The sequence below is a fragment of the Mycobacterium conspicuum genome, from assembly GCF_010730195.1.
GTDB classification, from domain to species: domain Bacteria; phylum Actinomycetota; class Actinomycetes; order Mycobacteriales; family Mycobacteriaceae; genus Mycobacterium; species Mycobacterium conspicuum.
In genome coordinates this window covers 2988513-3014329 of sequence record NZ_AP022613.1, presented here as the reverse complement: position 1 = coordinate 3014329, position 25817 = coordinate 2988513, and the positions used below count along the sequence as shown (strand labels likewise).

Here is a 25817-nt window from a genome sequence, read left to right as displayed (position 1 = left end):
TCAGACGATCGCGGCAACGGGTTTCTTGGCGATGCGGGCGTTGAGCCTGGGCATGACCTCCTCGGCCAACAGCCGCATCGAATCCTTCCAGGGGCCCGGGTTATCGATGTAGTCGAAGCCCAGAATCAGCAGGTGGCCGAATCCGCCGACCTGGTCGTAAGTCGCCTCGAGCTTGTCCACGACCGTATCCACCGACCCGATCACGAAGGTGTTCTCGGCCAGGTATTCCGGGGTCACGTCGTCGTCGGGCACCGATGGGTTGTGCTTGTAGAACTTGGTCATGCCGAACATCCGGAACGTCGGCAGCACATACTCGCGCATCGCGCGCCCCATCGTGCCGTCGACGGCATAGCGGAACGCCTGTTCATCGGTTTCTGCCACCAACACCTCACGCACCAGCCGCCAATCGCGGCGATCCGGCGTGCGGCCACTGCGCTCGGCGCCCTCCAGCACCGCGTCCCAGTGCGTGGCGACGTACTCGGTGTTGAGGTCCAGGCTCATCGGCAGGTAACCCCGCTCGCCCGCCAGCTTGAGTGTCTCGGACCCGGCGCTGAACCCCGTGACTCCGATCGGCGGGTGAGGCTTCTGAAACGGCTTGATGTGACGCTTCATCAGGCCCTCAAACATCGGCGCAATTCCGTTGGCGTTCCAGTACTTCCCGCGATGCTCCCACGGCTCGTCCTCGGTCCAGATGCGCAACATGATTTCTAGCGCCTCACGGGTCATCTCGCGATGCTCGCCGTTCTTTCCGTCCACGTCGTAGAGCGCCCAGTCGCCCGGGATGCCGCTGGCGCCGACACCGAGCATGAAGCGGCCCTGGGCCAAGTGGTCGAAATACGCTACGCGGTGGGCAAGTTCGACCGGATGGTGATACGGCAGCAGGTGCGCGCCGGGCGCCAGCTTGATGTTCTTGGTGCGTAGCAGCGCTTGCGCCAACAGCAGATCGGGCGCGCAGATCGGCTCCCACGGCACCGTGAAGTGTTCGCCGACCCAGGCTTCCACATAGCCAAGCCGGTCAGCCAGCTCGATGATGTCGAGGTCCCACTGGGTGGCGTCGTAGAGGCTGCGCTCCGGTGGATGGGCCGGCATGAGGAAAATTCCGATCTCCATGTTCAACCCTTCTTGGCTGTCGGGCGCGGCTGCGACGGCGTCCCTTGTAGGTCCTTGTAGGTCCCTGTAGGTATACCACAGTACTAGCAAAATACTTTACTGCATGCAAGATCCAATTCACATGCGCCTTTAGACGGATCATCGTGAAATCATGGCGTAGCGGCTATGGACATGTTGCGGGATCACCGCGTAACCTCGCTCACGTCACCCGTTCCAGCGCGCAGTGAGGAGCCGCCATGAGCGTCACCGGGGTCAATCCGGTCGATCGCCGGTCGGATGGGGAGGGTCCGGGGTGGCATTTCGACTACATCCGGTACGAAACGATCGACGACGGCCGCATCGCCGTCATCACCCTTGACCGCCCGAAACAGCGCAACGCACAGACCCGCGGGATGCTGGTTGAGTTGGGCGCGGCGTTCGAACTCGCCGAGGCCGATGACACGGTCCGGGTGGTGATCCTGCGGGGCGCCGGCCCATCCTTCTCCGCGGGGCACGACCTCGGTTCCGCCGACGATGTCCGAGAGCGTTCACCCGGCCCGGACCGGCACCCTACCTATCTGTGCAACGGCGGAACATTCGGCGGGGTGGAGTCACGCAATCGGCAGGAATGGCACTACTACTTCGAAAATACGAGGAGATGGCGCAACCTGCGCAAAATCACCGTCGCCCAAGTGCATGGCATGGTGCTGTCGGCCGGCTTGATGCTGGCCTGGTGCTGCGACCTGATCGTCGCCAGCGACGACACCGTGTTCGCCGACGTTGTCGGCACCCGGCTGGGCATGTGCGGGGTGGAGTACTTCGGTCATCCGTGGGAATTCGGGCCGCGAAAGTCAAAGGAGCTTCTCCTCACGGGCGACTCCATCGGAGCGGATGAAGCCCATTCCCTCGGGATGGTGAGCAAGGTATTTCCCAGCGCTGAATTATCGCAGTGCACAATAGAATTCGCTAGGCGCATCGCCAAAATGCCGACGATGCCGGCGCTTCTCATCAAGGAGTCGGTGAACCAAACCGTCGACGCCATGGGGTTTTCCACGGCACTCGACGGTTGCTTCAAGATCCATCAACTCAATCACGCGCACTGGGCCGAGATCACCGGCGGAGAGCTGTCCTACGGGACCGTTGAGTACGGGTTGGACGACTGGCGTGCCGCACCGGAGATCCCGCGCGCGATCAAGCGGCGACCCTGACAAGGTGCGCGCAAAGTGGACGTGACGTACCCGCGCGAAGCGGAAGCCTTCCGCGACCGGATCCGCGCGTTCTTGACCGAGCACCTGCCCGCCGACTGGTCGGGCCTCGGGGCACTCCCGCCCGACGAGCGCGATGCATTCGCGCGGCGATGGCGGCGGTCACTGGCTGCCAGCGGGCTGGTGGCCGTGTCCTGGCCGGCCGAGTACGGCGGTGGTGGTCTGTCCCCGGTGGAACAGGTGGTGCTCGCCGAGGAGTTTGCCCGCGCCGGTGCGCCCGAGCGAGCCGAGAACGACCTGCTGGGAATCGATCTGCTGGGCAACACACTGATCGCTCTGGGATCCGAGGCGCAAAAGGAGCATTTTCTGCCCCGCATACTCAGCGGCGTAGATCGTTGGTGCCAAGGATTCTCCGAGCCCGAGGCCGGTTCGGATCTGGCGGCCGTGCGGACCAGGGCCGTGTCCGACGGCGGCGAGTGGGTGATCAACGGCCAGAAAATCTGGACCTCGGCCGGACATACGGCGAATTGGATCTTCGTGTTGGCGCGCACGGACCCCGACGCGCCCAAGCACAAGGGCTTGTCGTTTCTCCTGGTGCCCATGGATCAGCCGGGCATCGAGGTTCGCCCCATCGTCAACGCGGCGGGGCACTCTTCGTTCAGCGAGGTTTTCCTGACCGATGCCCGCACCGGGATCGCCAACGTCGTCGGCGGAGTCGGCAACGGGTGGACGACCGCGATGACCCTGCTCGGCTTCGAACGCGGGTCGCAGGTTGTCACGGCCGCCATCGAGTTCGGCCGCGACCTGGAGCGGCTGTTTGAACTCGCCCGCAAGCGCGGCGTGCACACCGACGCGCGCATCCGAGATGGCTTGGCGTGGTGCTACTCCCGAGTCCAGATCATGCGCTACCGGGGTTACCGTGGCCTCACCTCGCTGCTGAACGGAGAGGCGCCGGGCGCGGAGGCCGCGATCACCAAGGTCGTTTGGAGCGAATACTTCCGGCGCCACACCGAGCTTGCGGTGGAAATCCTGGGCCTCGACGCGCTCGGTGCGGTGGGTCCAGGCAACGGGGAGGCGCGGCTGGTGCCCGAGGCGGGCACGCCGAACTCCCCCGCCTGCTGGATGGACGAACTGCTCTACGCGCGAGCGGCGACGATCTACGCCGGCAGCTCGCAGATCCAGCGCAACGTGATCGGAGAGCAATTGCTTGGGCTTCCCAAGGAGCCACGTCCAGAAGCGGTGCGGTGACGTGGATTTCCGCTACAGCGCCGAGCAGGACGACTTTCGCGCCTCGCTGCGCGGCCTTCTTCGCGACCAGGCCCCACCGGCGCGGATGCGCGAGGTGGCCACCCTTGGTGAAGATGCCGGCCACGATAGGCGACTGTGGCAACGGCTGTGTTCCGAGCTGGAGTTGCCCGCGCTGCACGCCCCGCCGGAGTACGGCGGGGCGGGTGCGACGCTCGTTGAGACCGCGATCGTGTTCTGCGAACTCGGACGGGCGCTCACCCCAGTTCCCTTCGCGGCGACGACGTTTGCCATCGAAGCAATCCTGCGCACAGGCGACGAAGAGCAGTGCAAGAGGTGGCTGGGCGGCTTGCTCTCGGGCGAACAGATCGGAGCCCTCGCGGCCAGCGGCTTCGGTGACGCCGATTCGTCGGCGGCAGCAGTTCGGGCCGACCGGCGCGGCGATCGTAGCGCGTTAACCGGCGAGTGCACGGCGATCTTGCACGGTCATGTCGCGGACCTGTTCGTCGTCCCGGCGGTGTCCGGGAACACCGTGATACCGCACGTGGTAGCGGCCGACGCGCCAGGCGTGAACGTTGTCCGACTGCCCTCGTTCGACATCACTCGTCCGGTGGCCAAGCTACAGCTGACCGAGGCCCCAGCCGACGCCCTGATTGCCGGGTCAACCGAGAAGTTCGAAAGGGTGCTGGACGTGGCGCGGGTGTTGCTGGCGGCCGAGATGCTCGGCGGCGCCGAGGCGTGTCTGCAGCTCGCGGTCGAATATGCCCGGAGCCGAAGGCAATTCGGCCGGGCGATCGGTTCCTTCCAGGCGGTCAAGCATGCCTGTGCCGAGATGATGATTGAGATCGATGCGACCCGGGCAGCGGTGATGTATGCCGCGATGAGCGCCGCCGACGCGGCCGAACTGGCGATCGCCGGGCCGTTGGTGAAGGCGCAGGCCGCGGACACCTTCACCCTGTGCGCCGGCTCCGCCATACAGGTCCACGGCGGCATCGCCTTCACGTGGGAACACGACTTGCACTTGTACTTCCGCCGGGCCAAGACCACCGAAGCGCTCTTCGGCAGCAGCGCCCAGCACCGGGCACTGCTGGCTCACCGGGCGGGCCTGTAAGTCAGCGATGGGCACCGCGGCCCGCCTCGAGACGGTTCAGGGGGACAATCACGGGATGCACTCCTACGATGCGGGTCCGGTCGACACTCCCCTTTTGGACGAGACGATCGGGGCGAACTTCGAGCGCACCGCTTCGAAGCACCCGGATATCGAGGCGTTGGTCGAATTGGGCGGCGCCCGCTGGACCTACGCCCAACTGAACGATGAGATCGACCGCCTGGCACGTGCCTTGCTGGCCAGCGGCATTCAGCGCGGCGATCGAGTCGGCATCTGGTCGCCCAACTGCCCGGAGTGGACCATTCTGCAGTACGCGACCGCGAAGGTCGGCGCGATCCTCGTCGCGATCAACCCCGCCTATCGCACTTACGAGTTGTCCTACGTGCTAAGGCATTCGGGGACACGACTGTTGGTATCGGCGGCGGCCTACAAGACGTCCGACTACGTTCGGATGGTCGGCCAGGTACTCGACGAGGTTCCCGAGTTGGCTGGGCAACTGGACGAGGTGGTGTTCTTGGGAACCGCCGGGTGGGAGCGGCTGCGCGAGCGCGCCGAGGAAGCGTCCGGCGCGCAGTTGCGATCACGCATGGCCACACTGCGGCCGTCCGATCCGATCAACATCCAATACACCTCGGGCACAACGGGTTCGCCCAAAGCGGCCACGTTGTCGCATCGCAACATTTTGAACAACGGCTTCTTCGTCACCGAACTCATCGGGCTCGCCCCCGGCGAGCGGCTTTGTTTGCCGGTGCCTTTCTATCATTGCTTCGGGATGGTGATGGGCAATCTCGGCTGTACTTCCCACGGTGCCACCATGGTGATTCCGGCACCGGGTTTTGATGCCGCCGCCACGCTGGATGCGATCGAAAAGGAGCGCTGCACCGCCGTGTACGGCGTGCCCACCATGTTCGTTGCGATGCTCGGCTGTCCCGACCTAGCCGATCGCGATGTGTCGTCGCTGCGGACCGGAATCATGGCGGGCGCTCCCTGCCCGGTGGAGCTCATGAAGCGCTGCGTCGACGAACTGAATATGTCGGAGGTGGCGATCGCCTACGGCATGACCGAGACGTCCCCGGTGTCGTGCCAGACGTTGATCGAGGACGATTTGTCCCGACGCACCACGACGGTGGGACGAGTGCATCCGCACGTGGAGATCAAGGTCGTCGACGCGGACACCGGCGAGATCGTGCAGCGCGGTCAACTCGGCGAACTGTGCACCCGGGGCTATTCGGTGATGCTGGGCTACTGGGGGGACGACGAGAGGACCCGCGAGGTCATCGACGGTGACGGCTGGATGCACACCGGCGATCTGGCGGTCATGCACGACGACGGCTATTGCGCGATCATGGGGCGCATCAAGGACATGGTCATCCGGGGCGGCGAAAACGTGTACCCGCGAGAGATCGAGGATTTCCTGCACACCCACCCCGACATCGCCGACGTACAGGTCATCGGCGTGCCCGACGACAGGTACGGCGAAGAGCTGTGCGCCTGGATCAGGATGCGGGCCGCCCGCGCACCCCTGGACGCCGACGCCGTGCGGGATTTCTGCGCCGGAAAGCTAGCGCACTACAAGATCCCCCGCTACGTCCACATGGTCGACGAGTTCCCGCTGACCCCGAACGGGAAGGTCCGGAAAGCAGACATGAGAACAGAGACGATTCGGTTGCTCGGGTTGTGAGGTCGAGCGTGCGCGGTTGTACGCCTGCGACGGCTTGCATTCAAGCGGTGGCTGCAACGAATGTGGACGGGTTTGAGAGTAGTCGGTGGAGTTCTTCGGCGGGGGTGCGCCAGTTGTGGCGTTTTCTGGGTCGGGCGTTGAGTTCGGCGGCGACCTGGTCGAGCCAGCCGGGGCCGTAGAACGACAGGTCGGTGCCTTTGGGGAAATACTGGCGCAATAGTCCGTTGGTGTTCTCGTTGGTGCCGCGCTGCCATGGACTGTGCGGGTCGCAGAAGTAGATCGGCAGGCCGGTGGCTTCGGTGATCTTGGTGTGCAGCGCCATCTCGCTGCCTTGGTCCCAGGTCAGCGAGCGGCGCAGGACCTCGGGGATCTCGGGAACCTTGGCCGACATTGCCTCGGCCAGGGTGGCCGCGGTGTGGTCGCCGGGCAGGTGCAGCAGCATCACGAAACCGGTGGTGCGTTCCACCAGGGTGCCAATCGCTGAGCCCGAGGCGGTAGAGCCCAGGATGAGATCGCCCTCCCAGTGCCCTGGGATCGCGCGGTCCTCCGCCTCGGCGGGACGCTCACTGATGTTGATCATTTCTTTGAGCTTGCCGCGGCCTGTTTCCTTGCGGCCCTGCGCTTTTCGCTGAGTACGGCCGGTGCGCAGCGCGGTCTTGACCAGCCGGGCCAATTCTCCGCGGGGCTGAACGTAGATGGCTTGGTAGATCGTCTCGTGTGACACCCACATCTCCGGATCGTCGGGAAAGTCCTCCCGCAGCCGGCCCGCGATTTGCTCGGGACTATGCCGCTTTTCCAAGCGTGCCACCACCTCAGCCAACAATGCAGGCCTGGCCTGCAGGTGGCGCGGTTTGGGGCGCTTGCGGTTGGCCTCAGCGATGTCTTGACCCACCCGTGCCCGATAACCCGACCCGGTCTGCCCACGGGTGATTTCGCGGTCAATCGTGTCCCTGTGGCGCCCCAACAACCCGGCGGCCTGCCCCGGTGAGTGCGCTGTCTCCAACAGCTGTTCCAATCGGCAGCGCTCGATAAATGACAACGGCCCCTTCGGCGGTGACGGATCGGGCTCGATATCAACAGGCACGGCGGTTCTGGGCACATACCCAGCGTGTTGGACCCACCTCAGCGCGGCGGCATCTGACACGCCGGCGATCACCGCGGCCTCCGCCACCGTGGCCCCCGCACGCATCGCCTCCCAAAACCGCTCCCGAGCGGCCTGCGAATAACGCAGGCCGTAGTGCTTGGGATTGGTTTGATAACCCGCCGCCCTGGCCCAGGACCGACCCGTACCGCCGTGCACCCCGGCCACCGTCGCGGCCGCCGTTGGCGATAGCCCCGAATTCACCGCCTCCCAGAACCGCTCCCGCACCGACTCCGCCACGACACGCGAACCCTGCACCCGAAACCCCATCGAGCAACACCTCCGAACTCATCAGGTGTTGCAGCGACCACTTGAGTCTGACCGGCGTGTCACCGTACAACCACGCACACTCGCGGATAGGAGCGGAGCTAGAGCGCGGCCAGTGCCGCGTCGTAGTTCGGCTCCTGCGCGATCTCGGGCACCAGCTCGGTGTACGCGACCTTGCCGTCGGCGCCGATCACCACGACCGCGCGGGCCAGCAGGCCGGCCATCGGGCCATCGGCGATGGTGACGCCGTAGTCCTCGCCGAAGCTGTCGCGGAACGCCGACCCGGTGGAGACGTTTTCGATGCCCTCCGCGCCACAGAATCGTGCCTGAGCGAACGGCAGGTCTTTGGACACACACACCACCGACGCGCCGCTTTGGCCCGCGCGCTGATTGAAGGTACGCACGCTGGTCGCGCACACCGGGGTGTCTACCGACGGAAAGATGTTCAACAGCACGGGCTTTCCGCTGAACTGGTCGCTGCTGACCGGGCTCAGGTCGGCGCCGGTCAGGGTGAAGCTCGGGGCCGGGGATCCGACGGCCGGCAGTTCGCCGACAGTGTTGATCGCGTTTCCGCGCAGGGTTATCTGTGCCATAGGGACACAGTCTGCCAAGGCCCGGGTGGCCGGTTTCGGCCAGGTTCGTCATGTCCTGATTTGTGGGGTGCACGGCGTAGACGCCACGTGCCTGCCTGGCCAACACTGAGTTCATGACTCGCAAGGTGGTGATCGTCGGCTTCCCCGGCATCCAAGCGCTCGACGTGGTGGGGCCGCACGAGGTGTTCAGCGGCGCATCGCTGCTGACTGACGGCGATTATGACGTCGTAATGGCGTCGCCCGGCGGCCAGACCGTCACCACCCCGACCGGGCTGGCATTTGCCTCTGAGCCGTTGCCCGAGCCCGGCGACCCGATCGACACCGTCGTGCTACCCGGTGGTGGCGGCGTGGACGACGCGCGAGCCAACGCCGAACTCGTCGACTGGATCGGCGGCGTGTCCCGCACCGCGCGCCGCGTCGTCACCGTCTGCACGGGCGCCTTCCTGGCGGCCGAGGCCGGCCTGCTAGACGGCTGCCGGGCGACCACGCACTGGGCCTTCGCCAAACGATTGGCCCGGGAGTTCCCCGACGTCGACGTCGATCCGGATCCGATCTTCGTGCGTAGCTCCGAGACGGTCTGGACGGCGGCCGGTGTTACGGCCGGAATCGACCTCGCGCTCGCGCTGGTCGAGGACGACCACGGCACCGAGATCGCACAGACGGTAGCGCGCTGGCTGGTCCTGTACCTGCGCCGCCCCGGCGGCCAGACCCAGTTCGCCGCCCCGGTGTGGATGCCACGGGCCAAACGGACCTCCGTCCGCGAGGTGCAGGAAGCCATCGAGACCGAACCGGGCGGCTCACACAGCATCGACGAACTGGCCCGTCGGGCGGCGATGAGCCCCCGCCATTTCACCCGGGTGTTCACCGACGAGGTCGGTGAGGCGCCCGGCCAATACGTCGAGCGCGTCCGTACCGAAGCCGCGCGCCGGCAGCTGGAGGAAACCGACGACACCGTCGTCGCGATCGCCGCGCGCTGCGGCTTCGGCACCGCGGAAACCATGCGGCGCAACTTCATTCGCCGAGTCGGCATCTCGCCGGATCAATACCGCAAAGCATTCGCCTGAACACTAAGGAGAACATTGATGACACAGATCGCCTTCGTGGCCTACCCCGGCTTCACCGCATTGGACATGATCGGCCCGTACGAGGTGCTGAGAAACCTGCCCGACGCCGAGGCGCGGTTCGTCTGGCACGAAGCCGGACCGGTCACCGCCGACTCCGGCGTGCTGATCATCGGCGCCACGCACTCGCTGGCCGAAACCCCTTCGCCCGACGTGATTCTCGTGCCCGGCGGCCCGGCGACCCCGGTGCACGCCCGCGACGAGGCGCTGCTCGACTGGCTGCGCCGGGCACATGCGACCGCGAGCTGGACGACGTCGGTGTGTTCGGGTTCGGTGATCCTCGCGGCCGCTGGACTGCTGAAAGGCCAGCGGGCGACGTCGCACTGGATGACGATTCCGGCCCTCAAGGCATTCGGTGCCATCCCGGTCGCCGACGAGCGAATTGTGCACCAGGGCAACATCGTTACGAGTGCGGGCGTGTCCGCCGGGCTGGACCTCGCGCTGTGGCTGGCCGGGGAGATCGGCGGGGAAGGTCGTGCGAAAGCGATCCAGCTTGCGATCGAATACGACCCGCAGCCCCCGTTCGACTGCGGTCACATGTCCAAGGCGCCCGCAACCACGAAGGCCGCGGCCACGGCGCTGCTGTCCAAAGACAGCGTCAAGCCGGCAAACGTCAAGGCCGCCACGATGCTGGCGTGGGATCAGGCGCTGGCGGCGGCGCGGTCCCGGCGCAGAACCCGAAGCAAACGGTCCGCCTAGGCCGAGGCCTTGGGTTCCAGAAAATCGGTGGACGCGAACGTGCCTCCGGCCTGCATCCAGGCGGCGACGACGCCGGGCGCATCCCGGTTGGGGTTGTAGATGTCTTCCTCGCTGGAGAACAAGCCGTCGCCCGCGTAGACCAGCCGAGTCCAGTTGGGAAACCAGAATGGTTCGCCGTTGGGATCGGTCGGATGGTCGAGCAGATTCTTGATCATGATGACGACGGCGTCGTTGTCGTCGTCGTAGGCAATCCAGTCCGAGGGAAAGCGCATGTGCGGAAACGGGGCCATCACGGCCACGATCCATTCGCGCACCTCTTCGCGCCCGTGATAGACGCCGTAGTGATGCTCGGTATAGACCACGTCCTCGGTGAACAGGTCCGCGAACGGCGACCAGTCGCCGGATGCACTGCACCCCTCGACGACGGTCGTGTAATGGTTGACGGCTCGCTCGATTTCAGCCCGACTAAATTTGCCCATAGCGGACAGACTAGAACGTGTTCTGAGTTTGATGGGCCGGTTAAAGCTGCGGCCAGTCCACGACGAATCGACGCGAGGGGTCGGCCGGGTCGACGACGCAATCCAGTGGCAGGCCGATGGCCAGGTTGGCCACCTGCGACTGGGGTACCGGCTGGATAGCACGGGCCGTTACTGGCGCCAAATTCGGGAAATGAAGCTCGACCTCCAACGTGTAGTGCGGAGCGTCGATGAATTCCGGTCGGCTGGGGGTCCTGCCCAGGCTGCGCGGTGTGGTGCCCATCGCGCTGAACGACTTGAGCGCACCGGGGACGCGCTGCCCCGAGGCGAGCAGCTCGGCCGCGGATAGCACCGGACCGCCGCCGGCGCCCTGCTGGAACAAGTCCGCGAGGTCTTCCAGGTTCGCCGACGACTGATTGATGACGACCTTCGGCGGCATGTTGATGACGGTGTGCGTCGACACGGGCTGTCCGGCAAACCCCTCGGTGGGCCGCCGTTGCCTCGACGAACGCCCGATCCGCAGCCGTTTCGGGTTGGTCTCGTCGACCTCCACCGACACCGTCCTGCCCGGGGCCACCCCGCCCAACTCCCACGGCGGGAAATTCTGCCAATGTGCGACCTCGTAGGGCTCTCGGCCAGGAACCTGGACCCGCAGCCGGAACCGGCACACGAGGCGCGCCGGACCGTTGACCGCCACCGAGCCGAATTGCTTGAGCGACAACACCTGTGCGGTCCCCGCCACCACGGGACCGCGGATTTTTCTCATCTGGCGCACGATCAGCGGGCCGAGAATCGGAGTACCCGCGATCAAAAGGACGAAGAGCACGGTGGAGAACCAATTGGTGCCCCCGGGCGAACTCGACGAACCGACTGCCAGGTAATGGTTCATTGGGGCACGCTAACACCGAGTTCGCGGCGTGCGCGGGCTAACTATCGGAGGTGTCGACAATGACTGTGCTGGAGACTGTGCTGGACCTGTTCGACTTGCACGGCAAGACGGCCCTGGTGACCGGAGGGTCCAGCGGTATCGGCCGCTGCGTCGCGCGGGCTTACCTGGAAGCCGGCGCCCAGGTGGCCATCGCGGCGCGCAATGCCGAGGCTTTGCGCAGGGTCGCCGACGAGCTTTCGGCGGCGGGCGGCAGCAAAGTCGTGCCGATCGCTTGCGACGTCACCGATCCCGGACAGGTGCGCGCCATGGTGGACCGGGTGACCGCCGAGTTGGGCGGCATCGACATCGCCGTCTGCAACGCCGGGGTGGTGTCGGATCAAGCGATGCTGGACATGCCTCTCGAAGAGTTTCAACGCATTCAGGACACCAACGTGACGGGCGTGTTCCTCACCGCCCAGGCCGCGGCCAGGGCCATGGTCGACCAAGGCCGGGGCGGGGTCATCATCACCACCGCGTCGATGTCCGGCCACATCATCAACGTCCCGCAGCAGGTGGGCCATTACTGTGCCTCCAAGGCGGCGGTCATCCACCTGACCAAGGGCTTGGCCGTCGAGCTGGCGCCGCACAACATCCGGGTGAACAGCGTCAGTCCGGGCTACATCCTCACCGAGCTCGTCGAGCCGCTGGCCGAATACCACCGGTCGTGGGAGCCCAAGATTCCGCTGGGCCGAATCGGCGGGCCCGAGGAACTCACCGGCCTATTCCTCTACTTGGCCAGTGCAGCGTCGAGCTACATGACCGGATCCGATCTGGTGATCGACGGCGGATATACCTGCCCGTGAGTTGACCGCACCCGGCACGGGCGGCCGAAGCGGGTTCGTACCCCGGGTGAGTAGAGGGCGCGCAGCCGGTCGCCGACCGGGCGTATCCCGCTCGCGGGCACCAGCTCGTCGTCCAAGTCGACGATCTCGGCGGCGTGCAGCGGCCAGGGCCCGTGCTCGTTCGGGACCCACCAGGTCTGGCCGGCCTTGCGGGTGTGCGCGCCCCAGCGCGCGGTGAGCCAGACCTCCAGCGGCGTCGGTTCGATCAGGTCTCCGACGCTGATGTCAGCCGGGTGCGCCGTCCGCGATGCGGCCAGCGCCGCACACTGCGATACGTGATCTGATCGCCGGTGCGCGTCATCCGCATCTTCGCCCAGGTGTAGGGGACGCCGAGACCGATCCGGGTGACGGGCACGACCGCGAGCCGGGCAGTTTCCAGCGACCGGAAGAGGACTCCGTGCCGCCCCGCGTCGTCGATCGAATACAGCCGAACGTTGGTCTCTAGGAAGCTGCCGAAATACGGAAGCGGCAGCGCGGTACCGAGATTGGTGCTGCTCATGACGAAGGGAACCAGCGCCACGTACGTCAGCCCGTCGGCGAAAACGTCGGGGCGGGTCCCCGGCGGGTACAAATGCGCGACGCTCTCGGGCGACACCGGCCAGTGCACGAAGGTCAGTTCACCCCAGCGCTGATCGAAGGTGACCGGGCCGGTCAGGGGCGGCGGAGTGACCGGGTATCCGGCAAGGGCAGCGCTCGCGGTGGGTGGGCCGGAGGCGCCCGGTTCCGGCGTCGACGTCATCCGATCATCGTGACACGCGCTCGGCGGTCCCGGACAAAGTCTTTATCGAACAATGGACATTTGCGGCTTAAAGTATTACGCGGGTGGCACCAATGATGCGGTCACCCAATCGAGTAGTGGAGGACCAGTGAAGATCACCACGTTGATAAAGACGGCAGTGGCCGTTCTCGGCATGACAGCCATTGCCTTCGCCAGTGCACCGATTGCGTCGGCGTCGGCCTATCCCATTACCGGCAAACTCGGTAGCGAATTAACGATGACCGACTCGGTTGGCCAAGTAACCCTGAGTTGGAAAGTCAGCGATCTCAAATCCAGCACCGACCGGGTGCCCGGTTATCCGGTGGCCGGCCAGCTCTGGGAGGCCACCGCGACCGTCCACGCGATCTCGGGTCCCGTCACCCCCGCCATCTCACAGTTCAATGCCCGCACCGCCGACGGCGTCAATTACCGCGTCTTGTGGCAAGCATCTGGCCCGAACACCATTAGTGGCGCCACCATCCCACAAGGGGCCCAAGCGACCGGCAAAATCTACTTCGATGTCACCGGTCCGCAACCGACCATCGTCGCAATGAACAATGGAATGGAAGATCTCCTGATTTGGGGGCCGTGAACGGTAGGTGCCGCTATTCCTCGAGCTGACCGGAGATCCCCCGCTCAATACTGGCCTGCGTCACGGCTGGAAATACGATGAGGCCGTCGAGTTCTTTGCGGGCCCGGTCATAGGCGTTCTGGCGTTCCTGTGGCGCCGCTGCCGAGTCCGACGCCACCCGTAACAGGCTCTGCGCGCGGGCGATCCGTTGTTGGTCAGCCCGCGAAAAGTCGCTGCGCCGTTTGCGTTTGGCCTCGGCTTCGGCGATGTTGAATGCCGTCGCGTAGTCCTGCACGGCCGCCAGATACTGGGCCGCGGCCTCCCGGTCGTCGAGGAGGTCTTCGGCCTTGGCCGGGCGCAGCAAATCCGCCCGCAGTTTGGCCTTGTGGAAGTCGATGGTCAGCGGGTCGCGCATGTCGGTCATCAGTGGGAAGTCGAGCAGTTTGGCGAAGTCGAGCTCGTATTCGAGCCAGCGCGCATCGGTACGGCTGTGCTCCTCGATGACGCGTCGCAACGACCGCCACTGGGCGGCCTGATCGTTGGGGGGCTTTGCAGTGGGCTCAATGGGCGTTGCGCCGTCGTCGGCCGCTTGCGGCTCGCGCGCGCGGCGTTGCACCGCCCCGAACGCTTTCACCGCCGCGACGGCCATGCCCGCCAGCGGCAGCAACAGGATCAGCAGCTCCGCGAGCCGGAATACCAAACCCACCCCGCCAGGATGCCACCGGTGGCCGCTAGTGGGTGCCCAGCGTGCCGTCGAGGTAGTGGTCGCGACAGGCCAGCCGGGCCAACTTGCCGCTGGTGGTGCGCGGGATGGCGCCCGCCGGCAGGAAGCGCACGTCGGACACCGCCACGCCGTGCCGGTGCAACACGGCCGCGCGGATCGCCTCGACCGCCGGGTGCGGATCGTTGTGGCTGGTCCCCGCGGCGCGCTCGGAGACGATCACCAGGCGCCGCTCCTCGTCGTCTGAATCCGGGGGCACCGTGAACGCCGTCGCATATCCGCGCCGCACCATCGGCGCGGCGTCTGCCGCGGTGGCCTCGATGTCTTGCGGATAGTGGTTGCGTCCGTGGATGGTCACCAGGTCCGCGATCCGGCCGGTGACGTAGAGCTCGCCGTCCAGATAGACGCCCAGATCACCGGAGCGCAGCCAGGTGCCCTCGAGGTCGGCGCCGTCCGCGTGGCTGTTCTCGGCAAGCGGCGTCCTCAGCTTGGCGCCGAATGCGAGCCGGGTCTGGTCGGGCAGGCCCCAGTAGCCGCGGCCAACGCTGTTGCCCTGCAACCAGGTTTCGCCGACGTGCCCGTCCGGCAGCTCCGCCCCGGTTTCGGGGTCGACGATCACCACCCACAGGCTGCGGGCCACCTGACCGCACGACACCTGTGCGACCGCGTTCGCGGCGTCGGCCGCGACGGGCGCCGCCGTGCCGGCGCCGAGCTGATCGCGGTCGAAGTACACGACCGTCGGCTCGGCGTGGTGGGCGATGGTCGCGACGAACAGCGTCGCTTCGGCGATGCCGTAGGACGGCTTGAAGGCGTTGCGCGGCAACCCATATGGCGCGAAAGCCTTGTTAAATGCCGTGATCGCATCGATGCTGACGGGTTCGGAACCGATGATCGCCACCACGTTGCGCAGGTCTATTGGGTCCCCGTTGTCGCCAGGCGACGGCAGGCCGCGCTGTGCGGTCCACTCGTAGGCGAAGTTCGGCGCGGCGGTCACCACGCGGCCCTGCCGCGAGCCGTCCGACATCGCCCGAATCCAGCGCAGCGGCCTGCGGACGAACGCGGTGGGCGACATCAGGGTGGAGTGTCCGCCGTACACCGCGGGAAAGCCGATCATCGACAAGCCCATGTCGTGGTAGAGCGGTAACCAGCTGACGCCGTGGGTGTTACGGTCCAGCAGGTCGATCGACAGGATCATCTGTACCAGGTTGGTGCCCACCGCGCGGTGCGTGATCTCCACTCCGACCGGCGGCCGGGTCGCGCCCCCGGTGTATTGCAGGTGTGACACGTCGTCCATGCCCAGCTCGGTGTCGACGAACTGCTCCCCCGCCGCATCCGGGATCTCGTCGATGACAAGGACTTGCGGCCGACGGACGCGCGACATGTGGACCAGAAAGTCTTCGACGGCGCCCTTTGCCGCCGCGGTGGTGAGCACGACGGCCGGCTCGGAGTCGCGCAGCGCGGTATCGAGACGTTCGGCGTGCCCGGGCAATTCGGGCGCGAACAACGGCACGGCGATGGTGCCCGCCTTGATCGCCGCGTAGAACCCGGCGACATAGTCGATGCCCTGCGGCGCGAGAACGGCGACGCGCTCGCCGCGACTCGCGGCCCGTTGCACGCGCGCACCGATGGCGCGCAGGCGCACGCCGAGTTGACTCCAGGTCACTTCGTGGGCCTGCCCGTCGGCCGCACGGCTGTAGTCGAGGTAGCGATACGCCACCAACTCACCGACGTTGGCGATGTTGCGCTCGATCAGGGACACCAGCGTCGTGCCTGCCGGCAACGCGACGGCGCCGTCGGCGTCCAGGCAGTCCTCGATCTTGAGCAGGCCTTTCGGCGGCTCCAAGTTCCGCCGGGAAGCGCTGTCCATATCGGGCAGTCTAGGCAAGCCCGGTGCACTAGAGTCCGTGCCGTACCGCACGCCTTGATGAAGGTAGGTCAATGACGTCCGAGCCGAAAGAACAGGTCCGGCAGGCCGAACGACGGGGCGTGATGCGCTGGCTCACCGCCCTGTGTGTCCGGTACGTCGAACGTTTGATGCCCGACCCGTATTTGTTCGCGGTCATCCTCACGATCCTCGTGGTGGGCCTGATCGCGTTGCTTGTCCGCGGCGCGACGCCGTCGGGTGTGCTCAAGGCGTGGTACGGCGGCGTCTGGGGGGCGCAGAACATCTTCACGTTCGCCTTCCAGATGGTGCTCATCCTGGTGACCGGCTACACGCTGGCCGAGGCACCGGTCCTCAAGCGGGCCATCGTTGCCATCGCGAGCAAGCCTCGGAACCAGATTGAAGGCGCCCTGCTGTGTTTCGGGGTCAGCGCGATCCTGTCGCTGCTGAACTGGGGATTGGGTCTGGTATCGGGCGCGCTGGTGGCCCGCCAGGTCGCAAAGCGGCTCACCGGCACGCATTTCGGTTACCTGATTGCCGCTGCGTTCATGGGCTTCATCGTGTGGACGCAGGGCTTGTCGTCGTCGATCGCGCTGGCCAACACCGACGCCACTAGCCCAATCAACGTGATACACAAGATGACTGGCGCGAATGTGCCGCTAAGCCTCACGATCTTCCAGCCCTACAGCTGGGTGTCGGCGATCGCGGTACTCGCCCTGCTGGCCATCGCGGTCTGGCGGATGGCGCCGGCCGAAAGCCTCGAACCCGATCCCGCGGTCTTCGAGGAGGAGCCGGAACCGCCCGCGCGAGAAGGCAAGCGCACGTTCGCCGAGTGGCTGGAAAACCTTTGGATCCTCAACGTTCTCGTCTTTGCCGCGGGCATAACGTATTTCGTGCTGAGCGGCTTTGCGCTCAATATCTCGTCGATGATCATGCTGTTCACCGTGACGAGCGCACTGCTGCACCGCACGCCGATTCGCTTCATCCGCGCCTTCTCCGGAGCGGCGAAGGTGTCGGGTCCACTGCTGCTGCAATATCCGCTCTACGGCGGTATCGTGGGACTGCTGGGTTATCTGCCAACGGGTTCGGGCAAGCCGCTGCAGACGGTGCTCGCCGAGGCGCTGGTGACGGGTGCCGACCAATACACGCTGCCATTCCTGACTTTTGTGGGCTCGGTCATCATCTCGTTGTTCGTCCCTTCCGGCGGCGGGCACTGGGGCGTGCAGGGGCCCATCGCCGTTGGTTCCGCCCTTGCCCTGCACCAGCATTCGCCGGCCTACCTCGGGCTGATGTCGATGGCCGTCGCGATCGGCGAGGGCGTCGCGAACATGATCCAGCCCTTTTGGCTGTTGCCCCTGCTCGCGATCGCGAAGCTGAATGTCCGCCAGGTGATGGGCTTTACGGTCGTGGCGTTCCTGATCGGTTTTGCGGTGTTCAGCGCCGCTATGATCATCGCCCCGCACACGCTCTGAGGGCGACGGCCATAGTAGGTTGTTGAGCGTCGTTCAGCCGATTAGGGAGCCAGGCATGTCAGGTCGGAAGTTCACGTTCGAGATCAACAAGACCAGCACCGCGCCCGCCGCGACACTATTCCGGCTGGAGACCGATGGTGCCAATTGGGCCCAGTGGGCCAAGCCGATCGTCGTTCAGTCGAGCTGGGCCCGCCAAGGCGATCCGGCCCCCGGCGGTATCGGTGCTATTCGCAAGGTGGGCATGTGGCCCATGTTTGTGCAGGAGGAGACCCTCGAATACGAGCAGGACCGCCGTCACGTGTACAAGCTGGTCGGACCCCCGAGTCCCGCCAAGGACTATGTCGGCGAGGTGGTCTTCACGCCGAACGCGGCCGGTGGCACCGACATCCATTGGGCCGGTTCGTTTATCGAGCGGGTCCCCGGGACCGGTCGGGTGATGCGCGCGGCGCTGGGAGGCGCGGTCCGGTTCTTTGCGGGCCGGCTGGTCAAGGAGGCCGAGCGCCAGTCCAACAGCTGACGATCAGCCTTGTTGCGCAACGCCGTTCGTCAGGGGTTGTTGAACTGGTTCTCGTACGTTTGTTGCTGTTGCATGTCCTGATTGAACTGCTGTTGGGCTTGTTCGTTCTGCTGCTCTGTCTGCTGCATCGATTGCAGCATTTGCTGCAGCTGGGCCTGCTGGTCGTCGGTGTCGTCGGTGGCAAAGCCGCCCGGGGCCGTCCAGGCGGCCAGCCGCACCTCGGACGGGGTGTCGGCGCGCCCCGCGTAGGACAACGCGAGCAGCGCGACCGCCGCGGCCCCGGCGAAAGCTAGTTGGGCAATTCGTAATTGGCGCGCGGAAAAAGGGGTGGTCATGTGCCCGTTTTACGTTGCGCGGCTAGCCGTCGGCTGGGCGGCGGCTGTCGCTCGGATATGAAAAGGGCTAAGCCTCCACGAGCCGAACCTCACTGCGAATTTTGCGGCCGAAAATCGCAGCCAGGTTCGGCTCGCGGAAGCAGCCGCTACTTCGACTTGAGTTCGTCCTGATACTTCTGGGTCATGTGCGCGACGGCCTGATTCTGCGACTCCGCGAGGCCCTCGCGGGCGTCGCTGGCGCGTGCGGCGGCATCCAGCGTCGGCTGCGCCTGACCTTGGAAATGCGGCATCACCTCGGCGGCGAACAGTTCGGCCGACCGTTTGGTCGCCGCCGGATTCGCCCACTCGTGGCCCATCTGCAACATGCAGCCAAACCCGCCGGACTGATCCCACATCCGCTGCACCTGTGCCCGTGCCCGCTCCGGCGTGCCGATCACGCCCGCCCCGTTCTCGTTGATGACGTCGATCATCTCGTCGAGCTGCTCGCCGGGCATGGTCATCTGCGGGAACGCGGCCACCTTCTGGAAGTACCGGAACCACGGCTCAAGGCCGAACTTCACGTCCTCGCGGGCCTGCTTGTCGGTTTCGGCGATGTGAAACGGCCCGACCAGGCTCCAGTTCTTGCGATCAACCTTCGTTCCGAACGCCGCGGCGCGTTCTTCGACGATGTCCCAGTGATATTGCAGCGCGTTGAAGCCCTCGATGGTCAGCGTCGCCCCGATGGAGAGCAGGCCGATGCCGTGCTTGCCGGCCAACCGCGCGCCCGTGGGCGACGCGACCGCGGCCACCGCCAGCGGAACACCGCCGTCGGAGTAGGGGGCGAGTTGCAGCTTGGCGTCGTGCAGCTCGTGCGTGGGTGTCTTGGCGTTGACGGTCTCACCCGCCAGCAGCCGAACCACGATGTCGAGGTTGGTTTCCAGCAGCTCACGGGTGTCGGTGGGGGTCAGCCCGATCATCGACGAGTCGCTGGGCAGCGAGCCCGGGCCGACGCCGCCGATCACCCGGCCGCGGGTGAGGTGATCCAGCATCATCAAGCGGTCCGCGACCCACAGCGGGTTGTGGTAGGCGAGCGAGATCACCCCGGTGCAGAGCTTGATCTGCTTGGTCCGCTCCGCGGCGGCGGCGATGAAGATCTCCGGCGAGGCGATCAGCTCGCTGCCGGCCGAGTGGTGTTCGCCGATCCACGCCTCGTCGAAGCCGAGCGCGTCGAGGTGCTCGACGAATTCCAGATCGCGCCGTATGGCGAGGGTCGGGTTGGTCCCCGCGCGGTGAAACGGCGCGATGAAATATCCGAACCTGAGCTTCGCCATTGAAGTCCCCTTGCGGTCGAGTTAGCGGGTCGCCACAGATCGAGCTCGATCGGTGAACGATAACCCGAATTCGGTGCCGGACCCTAGGACTTCGGCGCAGGAGGCTTTCGCCGTATCAGCGGTTGCCGCCGCAGATGTTGCCGACGCAACCGCCGCCACCGCCCGGCCCGCCGCCGCCACCACCAATCCCGGGGATGCTGCCGCCGCCGCCGTTGGGCCCGCCGCCGCCGGTAGGGCCTCCGGGGATGTTGCCGCCGCCGCCGTTGGGTCCGCCGCCGCCGGTGGGACCCCCGGGGACGTTGCCGCCGCCGCCGTTGGGACCGCCGGTGCCCGGCGCGGTGGACTGCGTCACGCTGACCGACGGCGTCGTTGTCGAAGTCGTGCTGCTACTCGGCCCTTGATTGCCGCCCCCGCAGCCGACCGCCGCCACCAGCATGGCGGCCCCGCCGAATACCGCGAAGGCCGTTCGGGCTCCAGACCTCATCAGACTCCCCTCTCGTCGCATTGATGGGGCCTACCCGGCGCAGCGCGCAGACAAACGACTCAAATGTGATCGGGGCTAGCAGGGGTTGAGGCCGGATATGCAGGCGACGAGGGTCGCGTTGTGCACGTTAGACGGCGCGTGGGCGGGCGCTGATGCGGCGGGCGGCGCGGGCTGCGTCGTCGGGCTGTTGCCCAACGAGTCGGTGCCGCCGAATCCGACCACAAAAGCCAGCGCAGCTGCACCACCGAACATCGCGATTTTCTTGGTTCCGGTCATCGCATTCTCCCGTCAAGTGCAGGGTCGATGACCAGATTCTACACCTCTGCAACTATTGCGGCCAGGAAACTATAGGCCGCTCAGTGCGCTCCGGCCGGCGGGTGGTTTAGGCCTCCTTGGTGATCAATTTCCGCAACGCCACGCGATCGGGCTTGAGCAGCTCCTCGATCCGCGGATGGTTCACCTCGGCCACGATGATCTCGCCCACCTCCTGGTAGACCTCGCTGAAGATGCCGTGGGACTTCATCTTCTCGGTCTGATAGAGGTTGTCCTCGGTCGGCGTCACGTAGATCACCGTGTCCGCCTTGAAGCGGTGCACCAGCCACAAGTGGATCAGGGTCATCAGCCGCTTCTGGCGCAGCTTTTCGGCGAACGTGTTCTGGTCGCGCACCTGCAGGATGCTGCGGCCGTGCCGATCCTTGATGGGGTCGACGATGACATTCGCCAGTTGCTCGCTCGGGCTCGACCCGTCGGCGTAGATCCCGAGTTCAAGCACGTCCGAGCCGGCCCGCCGGGGCCGCAGTTGCACCCGGAGTTTCTCGCCCAACTGGTAGGTCTCGCTCCACAGCGCCAGCCACTCCTCCAGCAGCTTTTTCGGCACCTCGGTCTGCACCAGGTGCTGGTGCTGGGTGGAGCCCTTGCCCATCGCCTTGGTGGTTGCCGTGCGCCCGGAGGACGCGGCCAGCGCGGCGTCGCTGCGCGGGCCGCCGACCAGGGTTTGCGGTGTGCGGTAAGGAGATTCGACCAAACGCATCTTGCGCTGCAGCCGGGCCAGCGCCAGCATGCCGTCCTGCTGCAGCGAGGTGGCGAACTCCTCGGCGGCGACGCCGTCGATCTGGTGCCCGCCGTAGGTGATGAAGTTGAAGACGAAGCCCATCTTGCCCAGCTCCACCGGGAACTGCTTCATCTCCTCGTCGCTCATGCCGGTGGTGTCCCAGTTGAACGACGGCGAGAGGTTGTAGGCCAGCATCTTGTCCGGGAACTCGGCATGGATGGCGTCGGCGAACTGTTTGGCGTCGGCGAGGTCCGCGGTCTTGGTCTCCATCCAGAGGATGTCAGCGAACGGCGCCGCGGCGAGCGACTTAGCGATCGCATACGGGATGCCGCCGCGGACCTGGTAGTAGCCCTCGGGTGTGCGCGCCAGATCGGGGCTCCACGGCGGGTCGGCGCCCAGCTCCCGCGCCTTCTCCCGGGCCGCGAAGTGCGGCGTGCGGGCCGCGAACAGTCGCCATTGCTCGGGGCTCATGCTCGCGGGCTCGTCTTCGCTCACGCCGAACTCGAGCACGTCCGCGACGGCTTCGCTGTACGTCATCAACCCGGCGTCGTCCTCCCAGGCGGCCACGAAGCGCGACTCGACCTGGTCGAACAAGTCGTCGATCGAGCCCTCGCCGCTGTCCCGCCAGGTGTTGACGGCGTCGGAAACCACGCCGAGGATGCCCTGGCGCTCCAGCCAGGCGGTGGCGATACCGTACTCGCCGTCGGCCAGCGCGTAGAGCAGGTGGCCGTTGAGCTCCTTGACGCCCAGCTCGTAGAACCGCCGCACCAGCGCCAAGAAACATCCCTTATAGGAAGGAATCTTCAGATTGGTCGCGCCCAGCAGGAACGGCTGGTCGCGCTCGTCGGAGTCGCTGTCGATCAGGTTCGCCGCCTCGGCATCGGTGCGCGCGACGATGATGCCCGGCACCCGCATGATGTCGAGCTGGAACCGGGCCGCGTTGAGGCGCTTGATCTGTTCGTCCGACGGCACCAAAACCTTACCGCCCTGATGGCCGCACTTCTTGGTACCCGGACGCTGGTCCTCGATGTGATACCCGGGCACACCGACCTCGACGAAACGCCGGATCAGGTTGCGCACGTGCGGATCTCCGCCGTGACCGGTGTCGGCGTCGGCGATGATGAACGGTCTGTAGTCATACTGCTTGGCCGCGGCGCGCTGCTGTTCGCTCATCTGCAGCCGCAGGTACTCCTGGTTGCGATCGGCGGTGAGCAGAGCACGCACCAGGACGGCGGCGTCCTCGGGCACCTGGCTCAACGGGTAGCTGGCGAGGTCGGGCCCGGGGTCTTCGGTGGTGGACCCCTTCGCCGAGGTAGCCCACCCGCCGAGGTAGATCCCCTCGATGCCCATGCGCTTCATGGCGACGGCTTGACCCGGCGAGTACGGCCCGAAGGTGGTGATGCTCTTCTTGGCGGCGAACAGTTCACGCAGCCGCGGGTAGAACGCCGAGGCCGCCTCGCGCGCGACGGCGTAGTCGGTCGGGATCGTGCCCCGCTGCTCAACTACTTGGCGCGCGGTGTAGAGGCGAATGATGCCGTCAAAGCGCGAGCTGTCGAAGTACCGCTGCGTGGCCGCGACGTCTCGCTCGAACGGTGTAGAAACCTCAGTTTCGGTGTCGATAGCCATGGGCTCACGCTCCTGTTCAGCCCGGATTCCACTGACGAAGTGCAGTGTATCCCGAACCGTGTGAGTTGAATCACTCGCCAAGAGTGCGCCGGCCGGGGCGATGGTCTGGCGCCGGCTCAGCCCTGAAACAGCATGGCGCCAAACGTGATAGCCATGCCGGCGGCCATCATCGCCTGGCCCGCGCTGTCCAGCCACCAACGACGCGTCGCGCCGTCGTGCGATCGCTCAGCGGCGAACCGGTAGCCCCAGAAGACCGCCGCGACGGCCAATCCGGCGAACCAGAACCAGTTGACCGCCGTGATCCAGGGCGGCCCGCCGCTCGCGGGCATGTCCGGTGGCATCTCGTTGTGGCCGACCGTATGACCCGGTAGGCGACCACCCATAAACGTGACCATCCATGCCATCGCCAGCATCATCAGGGCGTGATAGCCGTACTCGGCGCGTTTCGCCACGGTTCGCTCCGACAGAAAAGCGGTGGCAATCACGAACCATGCCGCGGCCAATAGAAAAAACACGGCGCTTTCCATTGTGGGCAACTGTGGGCCCCACGGCCAGGCCATCATCGCCATGGCGACCGACATGATGAAATGCAATCCGTAGCGGACAATTGCGGTCCACGCTCTGCGCTGGGTGACGACCGCGAAGGCCCATTCGGCGGCGCTCGCCACGAACAGTGCCGTGACAACCCAACGAAGCGGTAGATCATCGATCATTCGCGTTTGCTTTCCGGTCGGGAATCGCGGATTTGTTTGAAGAGTAATAAAACCGTCCCGACAAGATGAATCGCGAGTATGGTCGTCTGTCGTGCAGGCGGAATTGCGCTTCGACCGTTGGTTTCTTCCCCTATCGGTGCCCCTGGGGCTCGGTCCTAAGAACAGCGAGCTGCGGGTCGACGCCGGAGAACTTCACGTCAAGATGGGGTGGGCGTTTTCGGCCGCGATTCCCTTGACGTCCATCAAAAGCGCGCAACCGATCACGACGCGGGTGTACGCGGCCGGCGTGCACTATGCATTCGGCCGGTGGCTGGTCAACGGGTCCTACAAGGGTCTGGTCAAGCTGATGATCGATCCAGCGGCACAGGCCAAGATCTTGAAGAGGTCGACGACGGTCAAGGAGTTGTGGATCAGCGTGACCGATCCGGATGCGCTCATCGCCGCCTGCACAGCAAAATAGTTCGCGCTCAACGGGTTTCGCGACTTACCCGCTCCCGCAACCAATCTCGTTGCCGCCGGACGAACTCGGCGTCGACGACGCTGCCATGACCCGGTACGTAGCTGGCGTCCGGTCCCCCGGCTTCGAGCAAGCGATCAAGTGTGGCCGGCCAGGCCGGTAGATCCGAATCGGCGTCGATATACGGGTCCGCGGATTCCTCGACGAGATCGCCGGTGAAGACGACGGGCGGGCCGTCCTCGCGGTCTGGGGCCGGCACCACGACGACAAGGTCCGCCGTGGTGTGGCCGCGGCCCAGGTGGGTGATCTCCACCGTACGATCCCCGAGATCAATGGCGCCGTCGTAGATCCCGTGTCGTGGTGGCCGCAGGGCGGCGATCGCGCGGTCGACCTCGTCGGCGTCCGCGCCGTAGCTAACCGCGTGACGGCGAAGGTGGTCGGTTGCCGACGACAGGTATGCCACAACCTCGGGTGCGCAGAAGATCTCCGCTCCGGCAAACTGCGACGAGCCTAGGACGTGATCAAAGTGCTTGTGTGTCAACACAATATGCGTCACCGGGCACGCTGCGATCTGCCGGATATCGGCGTCGATCGCGGCCGCTTCGATGAGCGTGGTTCCGGTGTCGACGACCAGCGTTCCGCCGTCGCTGCACACCAGCCCGATCGTGACGTCGCAGAACGGCAGCCGGCAGCGATGCACGGTGTCGGTCAGCCGCTCCCAGTCGTAGTGCATAACTGGGAGGCTAACCGCACCGAACCGTCGAGTGTTGACATGTCGGGAATTTCCGACATATATTCGACTTCGTGGCTGACCTCGATGGCGCCGGTGACCGCATTTGCGACGTCTTCGCGGCGCTGGCCAACCCGGTACGGCGGCAACTGCTCGAGATTCTCACCGGCCAGCCGCTTTCCGCCGGGGAACTCAGCGACCGGTTCGAGCTCAGCCGGCCCGCCGTCGCCGAGCACCTCAAGGTGCTGCGTGACGCCGGGTTAGTCGCCGACGAGGCGCACGGCCGTCGGCGCATCTACCGCTTGACCGCGGAACCGCTGGCCGCGCTGGGTGAGTGGTTGCATCCGTTCGAAAAGTTCTGGCGCGCGCGCTTGGCCGCGCTCGCCGAGGCGGCAGAGGAGCAGCAATGACCGAGACCATCCGCGTGGACCAATTCGTCGCGGCCCCTCCCGAGGCGGTGTGGCGCCTGTTGACCGAGCCGGAGTTGCTGCGCCAGTGGTGGGCCGAGGGCGAGGTTGCCGCGGTGGTGGGACACCAATTCACCCTCGACATGCCCGGCTACGGCAAGCAGCCCTGCAAGGTCATCGAAGTCGACCCGCCGCACCGCTTCGTCTACACCTTCACCCCGGCGTGGACGCTAACCTGGCGGCTCGAAGCCGAAGGCACTGGGACACGAGTATTCCTGGAACACAGCGGCTTTGACCTGGACGACCACCGAATGGCCGATGCGTTCAAGCGCATGGGCGCCGGGTGGCGCGACGTGGTTCTGCCCCGCCTTGCCGAAGTCAGGAGCTAA

The 25817-nt window shown here is 65.9% G+C and carries 27 protein-coding genes and 1 pseudogene; 13 read left to right on the top strand and 15 right to left on the bottom strand.

The features are described 5' to 3' along the window. Positions 1 to 1110 carry an LLM class flavin-dependent oxidoreductase gene (locus G6N66_RS14070; protein WP_085236644.1) on the bottom strand — a complete coding sequence of 370 codons (1110 nt, stop codon included), beginning with the start codon at positions 1108 to 1110 and terminating at the stop codon, positions 1 to 3. Positions 1111 to 1346: 236 nt separating this feature from the next. Between G6N66_RS14070 and G6N66_RS14065 the strand changes: the two genes are divergently transcribed. Genes G6N66_RS14065 through G6N66_RS14050 form a run of 4 tightly spaced genes read left to right on the top strand, consistent with a single transcriptional unit; the run spans position 1347 to position 6328 of the window. Beyond that, positions 1347 to 2297: an enoyl-CoA hydratase gene (locus G6N66_RS14065; RefSeq protein WP_085236646.1), complete on the top strand. Its 951-nt coding sequence runs from the start codon at positions 1347 to 1349 to the stop codon at positions 2295 to 2297. A 15-nt stretch (positions 2298 to 2312) separates the two neighbouring features. Then, positions 2313 to 3542, top strand: coding sequence for an acyl-CoA dehydrogenase (locus G6N66_RS14060; protein ID WP_085236648.1), 1230 nt, complete (start codon positions 2313 to 2315; stop codon positions 3540 to 3542). Between the two features lies 1 nt (position 3543). Continuing rightward, on the top strand, positions 3544 to 4650 hold the full coding sequence (locus G6N66_RS14055; RefSeq protein WP_085236650.1) for an acyl-CoA dehydrogenase family protein: 1107 nt from the start codon (positions 3544 to 3546) through the stop codon (positions 4648 to 4650). 55 nt (positions 4651 to 4705) lie between these two features. After that, complete coding sequence (locus G6N66_RS14050) at positions 4706 to 6328, top strand: AMP-binding protein (RefSeq protein WP_085236669.1); 1623 nt, start codon at positions 4706 to 4708, stop codon at positions 6326 to 6328. Between the two features lie 40 nt (positions 6329 to 6368). Here G6N66_RS14050 and G6N66_RS14045 read toward each other — a convergent pair whose 3' ends face one another. Both G6N66_RS14045 and tpx read right to left on the bottom strand, forming a co-directional pair. Continuing rightward, complete coding sequence (locus G6N66_RS14045; protein WP_085236268.1) at positions 6369 to 7517, bottom strand: IS30 family transposase; 1149 nt, start codon at positions 7515 to 7517, stop codon at positions 6369 to 6371. 320 nt (positions 7518 to 7837) lie between these two features. After that, on the bottom strand, positions 7838 to 8329 hold the full coding sequence (gene tpx, locus G6N66_RS14040) for a thiol peroxidase (protein WP_085234567.1): 492 nt from the start codon (positions 8327 to 8329) through the stop codon (positions 7838 to 7840). Positions 8330 to 8442: 113 nt separating this feature from the next. On the opposite strand from tpx, the gene G6N66_RS14035 reads away from it, so the two are divergent. Together G6N66_RS14035 and G6N66_RS14030 are read left to right on the top strand one after the other, a co-directional pair. After that, complete coding sequence (locus tag G6N66_RS14035) at positions 8443 to 9393, top strand: GlxA family transcriptional regulator (protein WP_085234566.1); 951 nt, start codon at positions 8443 to 8445, stop codon at positions 9391 to 9393. 18 nt (positions 9394 to 9411) lie between these two features. Continuing rightward, positions 9412 to 10149 (top strand): DJ-1/PfpI family protein, encoded by a 738-nt coding sequence (locus G6N66_RS14030; protein ID WP_085234565.1) that lies wholly within the window; start codon positions 9412 to 9414, stop codon positions 10147 to 10149. Here the strand turns inward: G6N66_RS14030 and G6N66_RS14025 are convergent. Both G6N66_RS14025 and G6N66_RS14020 read right to left on the bottom strand, forming a co-directional pair. Beyond that, a complete protein-coding gene (locus tag G6N66_RS14025) occupies positions 10146 to 10628 on the bottom strand; it encodes a nuclear transport factor 2 family protein (RefSeq protein WP_085234564.1) in 483 nt (160 codons plus the stop codon). The genes G6N66_RS14030 and G6N66_RS14025 overlap by 4 nt on opposite strands. A 40-nt stretch (positions 10629 to 10668) precedes the next feature. After that, on the bottom strand, positions 10669 to 11514 hold the full coding sequence (locus tag G6N66_RS14020) for a hypothetical protein (protein ID WP_085234563.1): 846 nt from the start codon (positions 11512 to 11514) through the stop codon (positions 10669 to 10671). Between the two features lie 59 nt (positions 11515 to 11573). Between G6N66_RS14020 and G6N66_RS14015 the strand changes: the two genes are divergently transcribed. Continuing rightward, complete coding sequence (locus tag G6N66_RS14015; RefSeq protein ID WP_085234562.1) at positions 11574 to 12356, top strand: SDR family oxidoreductase; 783 nt, start codon at positions 11574 to 11576, stop codon at positions 12354 to 12356. Here the strand turns inward: G6N66_RS14015 and G6N66_RS14010 are convergent. Continuing rightward, positions 12305 to 13134: pseudogene (locus G6N66_RS14010) on the bottom strand (YqjF family protein). The gene G6N66_RS14015 and the pseudogene G6N66_RS14010 sit on opposite strands and share 52 nt — an antisense overlap. A 127-nt stretch (positions 13135 to 13261) precedes the next feature. On the opposite strand from G6N66_RS14010, the gene G6N66_RS14005 reads away from it, so the two are divergent. Further along, entirely contained in the window at positions 13262 to 13744 is a 483-nt protein-coding gene (locus G6N66_RS14005; protein ID WP_085234561.1) for an MPT63 family protein, read from the top strand. Between the two features lie 13 nt (positions 13745 to 13757). On the opposite strand, the gene G6N66_RS14000 is transcribed toward G6N66_RS14005, so the two are convergent. Both G6N66_RS14000 and G6N66_RS13995 read right to left on the bottom strand, forming a co-directional pair. Beyond that, positions 13758 to 14429 (bottom strand): hypothetical protein, encoded by a 672-nt coding sequence (locus G6N66_RS14000; RefSeq protein WP_085234560.1) that lies wholly within the window; start codon positions 14427 to 14429, stop codon positions 13758 to 13760. 25 nt (positions 14430 to 14454) lie between these two features. Then, positions 14455 to 16311 carry a fatty acyl-AMP ligase gene (locus tag G6N66_RS13995; RefSeq protein ID WP_085234559.1) on the bottom strand — a complete coding sequence of 619 codons (1857 nt, stop codon included), beginning with the start codon at positions 16309 to 16311 and terminating at the stop codon, positions 14455 to 14457. Positions 16312 to 16382: 71 nt separating this feature from the next. Between G6N66_RS13995 and G6N66_RS13990 the strand changes: the two genes are divergently transcribed. Together G6N66_RS13990 and G6N66_RS13985 are read left to right on the top strand one after the other, a co-directional pair. Continuing rightward, a complete protein-coding gene (locus G6N66_RS13990; protein WP_085234558.1) occupies positions 16383 to 17798 on the top strand; it encodes a TIGR00366 family protein in 1416 nt (471 codons plus the stop codon). Positions 17799 to 17853: 55 nt separating this feature from the next. Beyond that, positions 17854 to 18315, top strand: a complete 462-nt coding sequence (locus G6N66_RS13985) for an SRPBCC family protein (protein ID WP_085234557.1) — start codon at positions 17854 to 17856, stop codon at positions 18313 to 18315. A gap of 29 nt (positions 18316 to 18344) precedes the next feature. Here G6N66_RS13985 and G6N66_RS13980 read toward each other — a convergent pair whose 3' ends face one another. The 6 genes from G6N66_RS13980 to G6N66_RS13955 all read right to left on the bottom strand — a co-directional run bounded on the left by G6N66_RS13980 (position 18345) and on the right by G6N66_RS13955 (position 23834). Beyond that, positions 18345 to 18650, bottom strand: coding sequence for a hypothetical protein (locus G6N66_RS13980; RefSeq protein ID WP_085234556.1), 306 nt, complete (start codon positions 18648 to 18650; stop codon positions 18345 to 18347). 146 nt (positions 18651 to 18796) lie between these two features. Continuing rightward, positions 18797 to 19960 carry an LLM class flavin-dependent oxidoreductase gene (locus tag G6N66_RS13975; RefSeq protein WP_085234555.1) on the bottom strand — a complete coding sequence of 388 codons (1164 nt, stop codon included), beginning with the start codon at positions 19958 to 19960 and terminating at the stop codon, positions 18797 to 18799. A 115-nt stretch (positions 19961 to 20075) separates the two neighbouring features. After that, positions 20076 to 20444, bottom strand: a complete 369-nt coding sequence (locus G6N66_RS13970) for a hypothetical protein (protein ID WP_139825357.1) — start codon at positions 20442 to 20444, stop codon at positions 20076 to 20078. Between the two features lie 75 nt (positions 20445 to 20519). Then, positions 20520 to 20720, bottom strand: coding sequence for a hypothetical protein (locus G6N66_RS13965; RefSeq protein WP_085234553.1), 201 nt, complete (start codon positions 20718 to 20720; stop codon positions 20520 to 20522). A gap of 106 nt (positions 20721 to 20826) precedes the next feature. Beyond that, complete coding sequence (gene aceA / locus G6N66_RS13960; RefSeq protein WP_085234552.1) at positions 20827 to 23121, bottom strand: isocitrate lyase ICL2; 2295 nt, start codon at positions 23119 to 23121, stop codon at positions 20827 to 20829. 116 nt (positions 23122 to 23237) lie between these two features. Next, entirely contained in the window at positions 23238 to 23834 is a 597-nt protein-coding gene (locus G6N66_RS13955; RefSeq protein WP_085234551.1) for a DUF5134 domain-containing protein, read from the bottom strand. A gap of 91 nt (positions 23835 to 23925) precedes the next feature. Between G6N66_RS13955 and G6N66_RS13950 the strand changes: the two genes are divergently transcribed. Continuing rightward, complete coding sequence (locus G6N66_RS13950; RefSeq protein ID WP_085234550.1) at positions 23926 to 24294, top strand: hypothetical protein; 369 nt, start codon at positions 23926 to 23928, stop codon at positions 24292 to 24294. A 7-nt stretch (positions 24295 to 24301) separates the two neighbouring features. On the opposite strand, the gene G6N66_RS13945 is transcribed toward G6N66_RS13950, so the two are convergent. After that, positions 24302 to 25024, bottom strand: a complete 723-nt coding sequence (locus G6N66_RS13945; RefSeq protein ID WP_085234549.1) for an MBL fold metallo-hydrolase — start codon at positions 25022 to 25024, stop codon at positions 24302 to 24304. 101 nt (positions 25025 to 25125) lie between these two features. Between G6N66_RS13945 and G6N66_RS13940 the strand changes: the two genes are divergently transcribed. Next, the gene (locus G6N66_RS13940) at positions 25126 to 25431 is read left to right on the top strand and encodes an ArsR/SmtB family transcription factor (RefSeq protein ID WP_139825362.1); all 306 of its coding nucleotides are present in this window, start codon (positions 25126 to 25128) and stop codon (positions 25429 to 25431) included. Next, a complete protein-coding gene (locus G6N66_RS13935; RefSeq protein ID WP_085234547.1) occupies positions 25428 to 25817 on the top strand; it encodes an SRPBCC family protein in 390 nt (129 codons plus the stop codon). Before G6N66_RS13940 ends, G6N66_RS13935 begins: the two co-directional genes overlap by 4 nt.

Bases quoted from the DNA above. Each gene is read 5' to 3' on its own strand.
- G6N66_RS14015 (WP_085234562.1), top strand. From the start codon at position 11,574: ATGACTGTGCTGGAGACTGTGCTGGACCTGTTCGACTTGCACGGCAAG.
- G6N66_RS14070 (WP_085236644.1), bottom strand. From the start codon at position 1,110: ATGGAGATCGGAATTTTCCTCATGCCGGCCCATCCACCGGAGCGCAGC.
- G6N66_RS14065 (WP_085236646.1), top strand. From the start codon at position 1,347: ATGAGCGTCACCGGGGTCAATCCGGTCGATCGCCGGTCGGATGGGGAG.
- G6N66_RS13935 (WP_085234547.1), top strand. From the start codon at position 25,428: ATGACCGAGACCATCCGCGTGGACCAATTCGTCGCGGCCCCTCCCGAG.
- G6N66_RS13970 (WP_139825357.1), bottom strand. From the start codon at position 20,444: ATGAGGTCTGGAGCCCGAACGGCCTTCGCGGTATTCGGCGGGGCCGCC.
- tpx (WP_085234567.1), bottom strand. From the start codon at position 8,329: ATGGCACAGATAACCCTGCGCGGAAACGCGATCAACACTGTCGGCGAA.
- aceA (WP_085234552.1), bottom strand. From the start codon at position 23,121: ATGGCTATCGACACCGAAACTGAGGTTTCTACACCGTTCGAGCGAGAC.
- G6N66_RS14025 (WP_085234564.1), bottom strand. From the start codon at position 10,628: ATGGGCAAATTTAGTCGGGCTGAAATCGAGCGAGCCGTCAACCATTAC.
- G6N66_RS13955 (WP_085234551.1), bottom strand. From the start codon at position 23,834: ATGATCGATGATCTACCGCTTCGTTGGGTTGTCACGGCACTGTTCGTG.
- G6N66_RS14035 (WP_085234566.1), top strand. From the start codon at position 8,443: ATGACTCGCAAGGTGGTGATCGTCGGCTTCCCCGGCATCCAAGCGCTC.
- G6N66_RS14050 (WP_085236669.1), top strand. From the start codon at position 4,706: ATGCACTCCTACGATGCGGGTCCGGTCGACACTCCCCTTTTGGACGAG.
- G6N66_RS13990 (WP_085234558.1), top strand. From the start codon at position 16,383: ATGACGTCCGAGCCGAAAGAACAGGTCCGGCAGGCCGAACGACGGGGC.
- G6N66_RS13945 (WP_085234549.1), bottom strand. From the start codon at position 25,024: ATGCACTACGACTGGGAGCGGCTGACCGACACCGTGCATCGCTGCCGG.
- G6N66_RS14030 (WP_085234565.1), top strand. From the start codon at position 9,412: ATGACACAGATCGCCTTCGTGGCCTACCCCGGCTTCACCGCATTGGAC.
- G6N66_RS13980 (WP_085234556.1), bottom strand. From the start codon at position 18,650: ATGACCACCCCTTTTTCCGCGCGCCAATTACGAATTGCCCAACTAGCT.
- G6N66_RS13995 (WP_085234559.1), bottom strand. From the start codon at position 16,311: ATGGACAGCGCTTCCCGGCGGAACTTGGAGCCGCCGAAAGGCCTGCTC.
- G6N66_RS13975 (WP_085234555.1), bottom strand. From the start codon at position 19,960: ATGGCGAAGCTCAGGTTCGGATATTTCATCGCGCCGTTTCACCGCGCG.
- G6N66_RS14020 (WP_085234563.1), bottom strand. From the start codon at position 11,514: ATGAACCATTACCTGGCAGTCGGTTCGTCGAGTTCGCCCGGGGGCACC.
- G6N66_RS14045 (WP_085236268.1), bottom strand. From the start codon at position 7,517: ATGCGTGCGGGGGCCACGGTGGCGGAGGCCGCGGTGATCGCCGGCGTG.
- G6N66_RS13965 (WP_085234553.1), bottom strand. From the start codon at position 20,720: ATGACCGGAACCAAGAAAATCGCGATGTTCGGTGGTGCAGCTGCGCTG.
- G6N66_RS13985 (WP_085234557.1), top strand. From the start codon at position 17,854: ATGTCAGGTCGGAAGTTCACGTTCGAGATCAACAAGACCAGCACCGCG.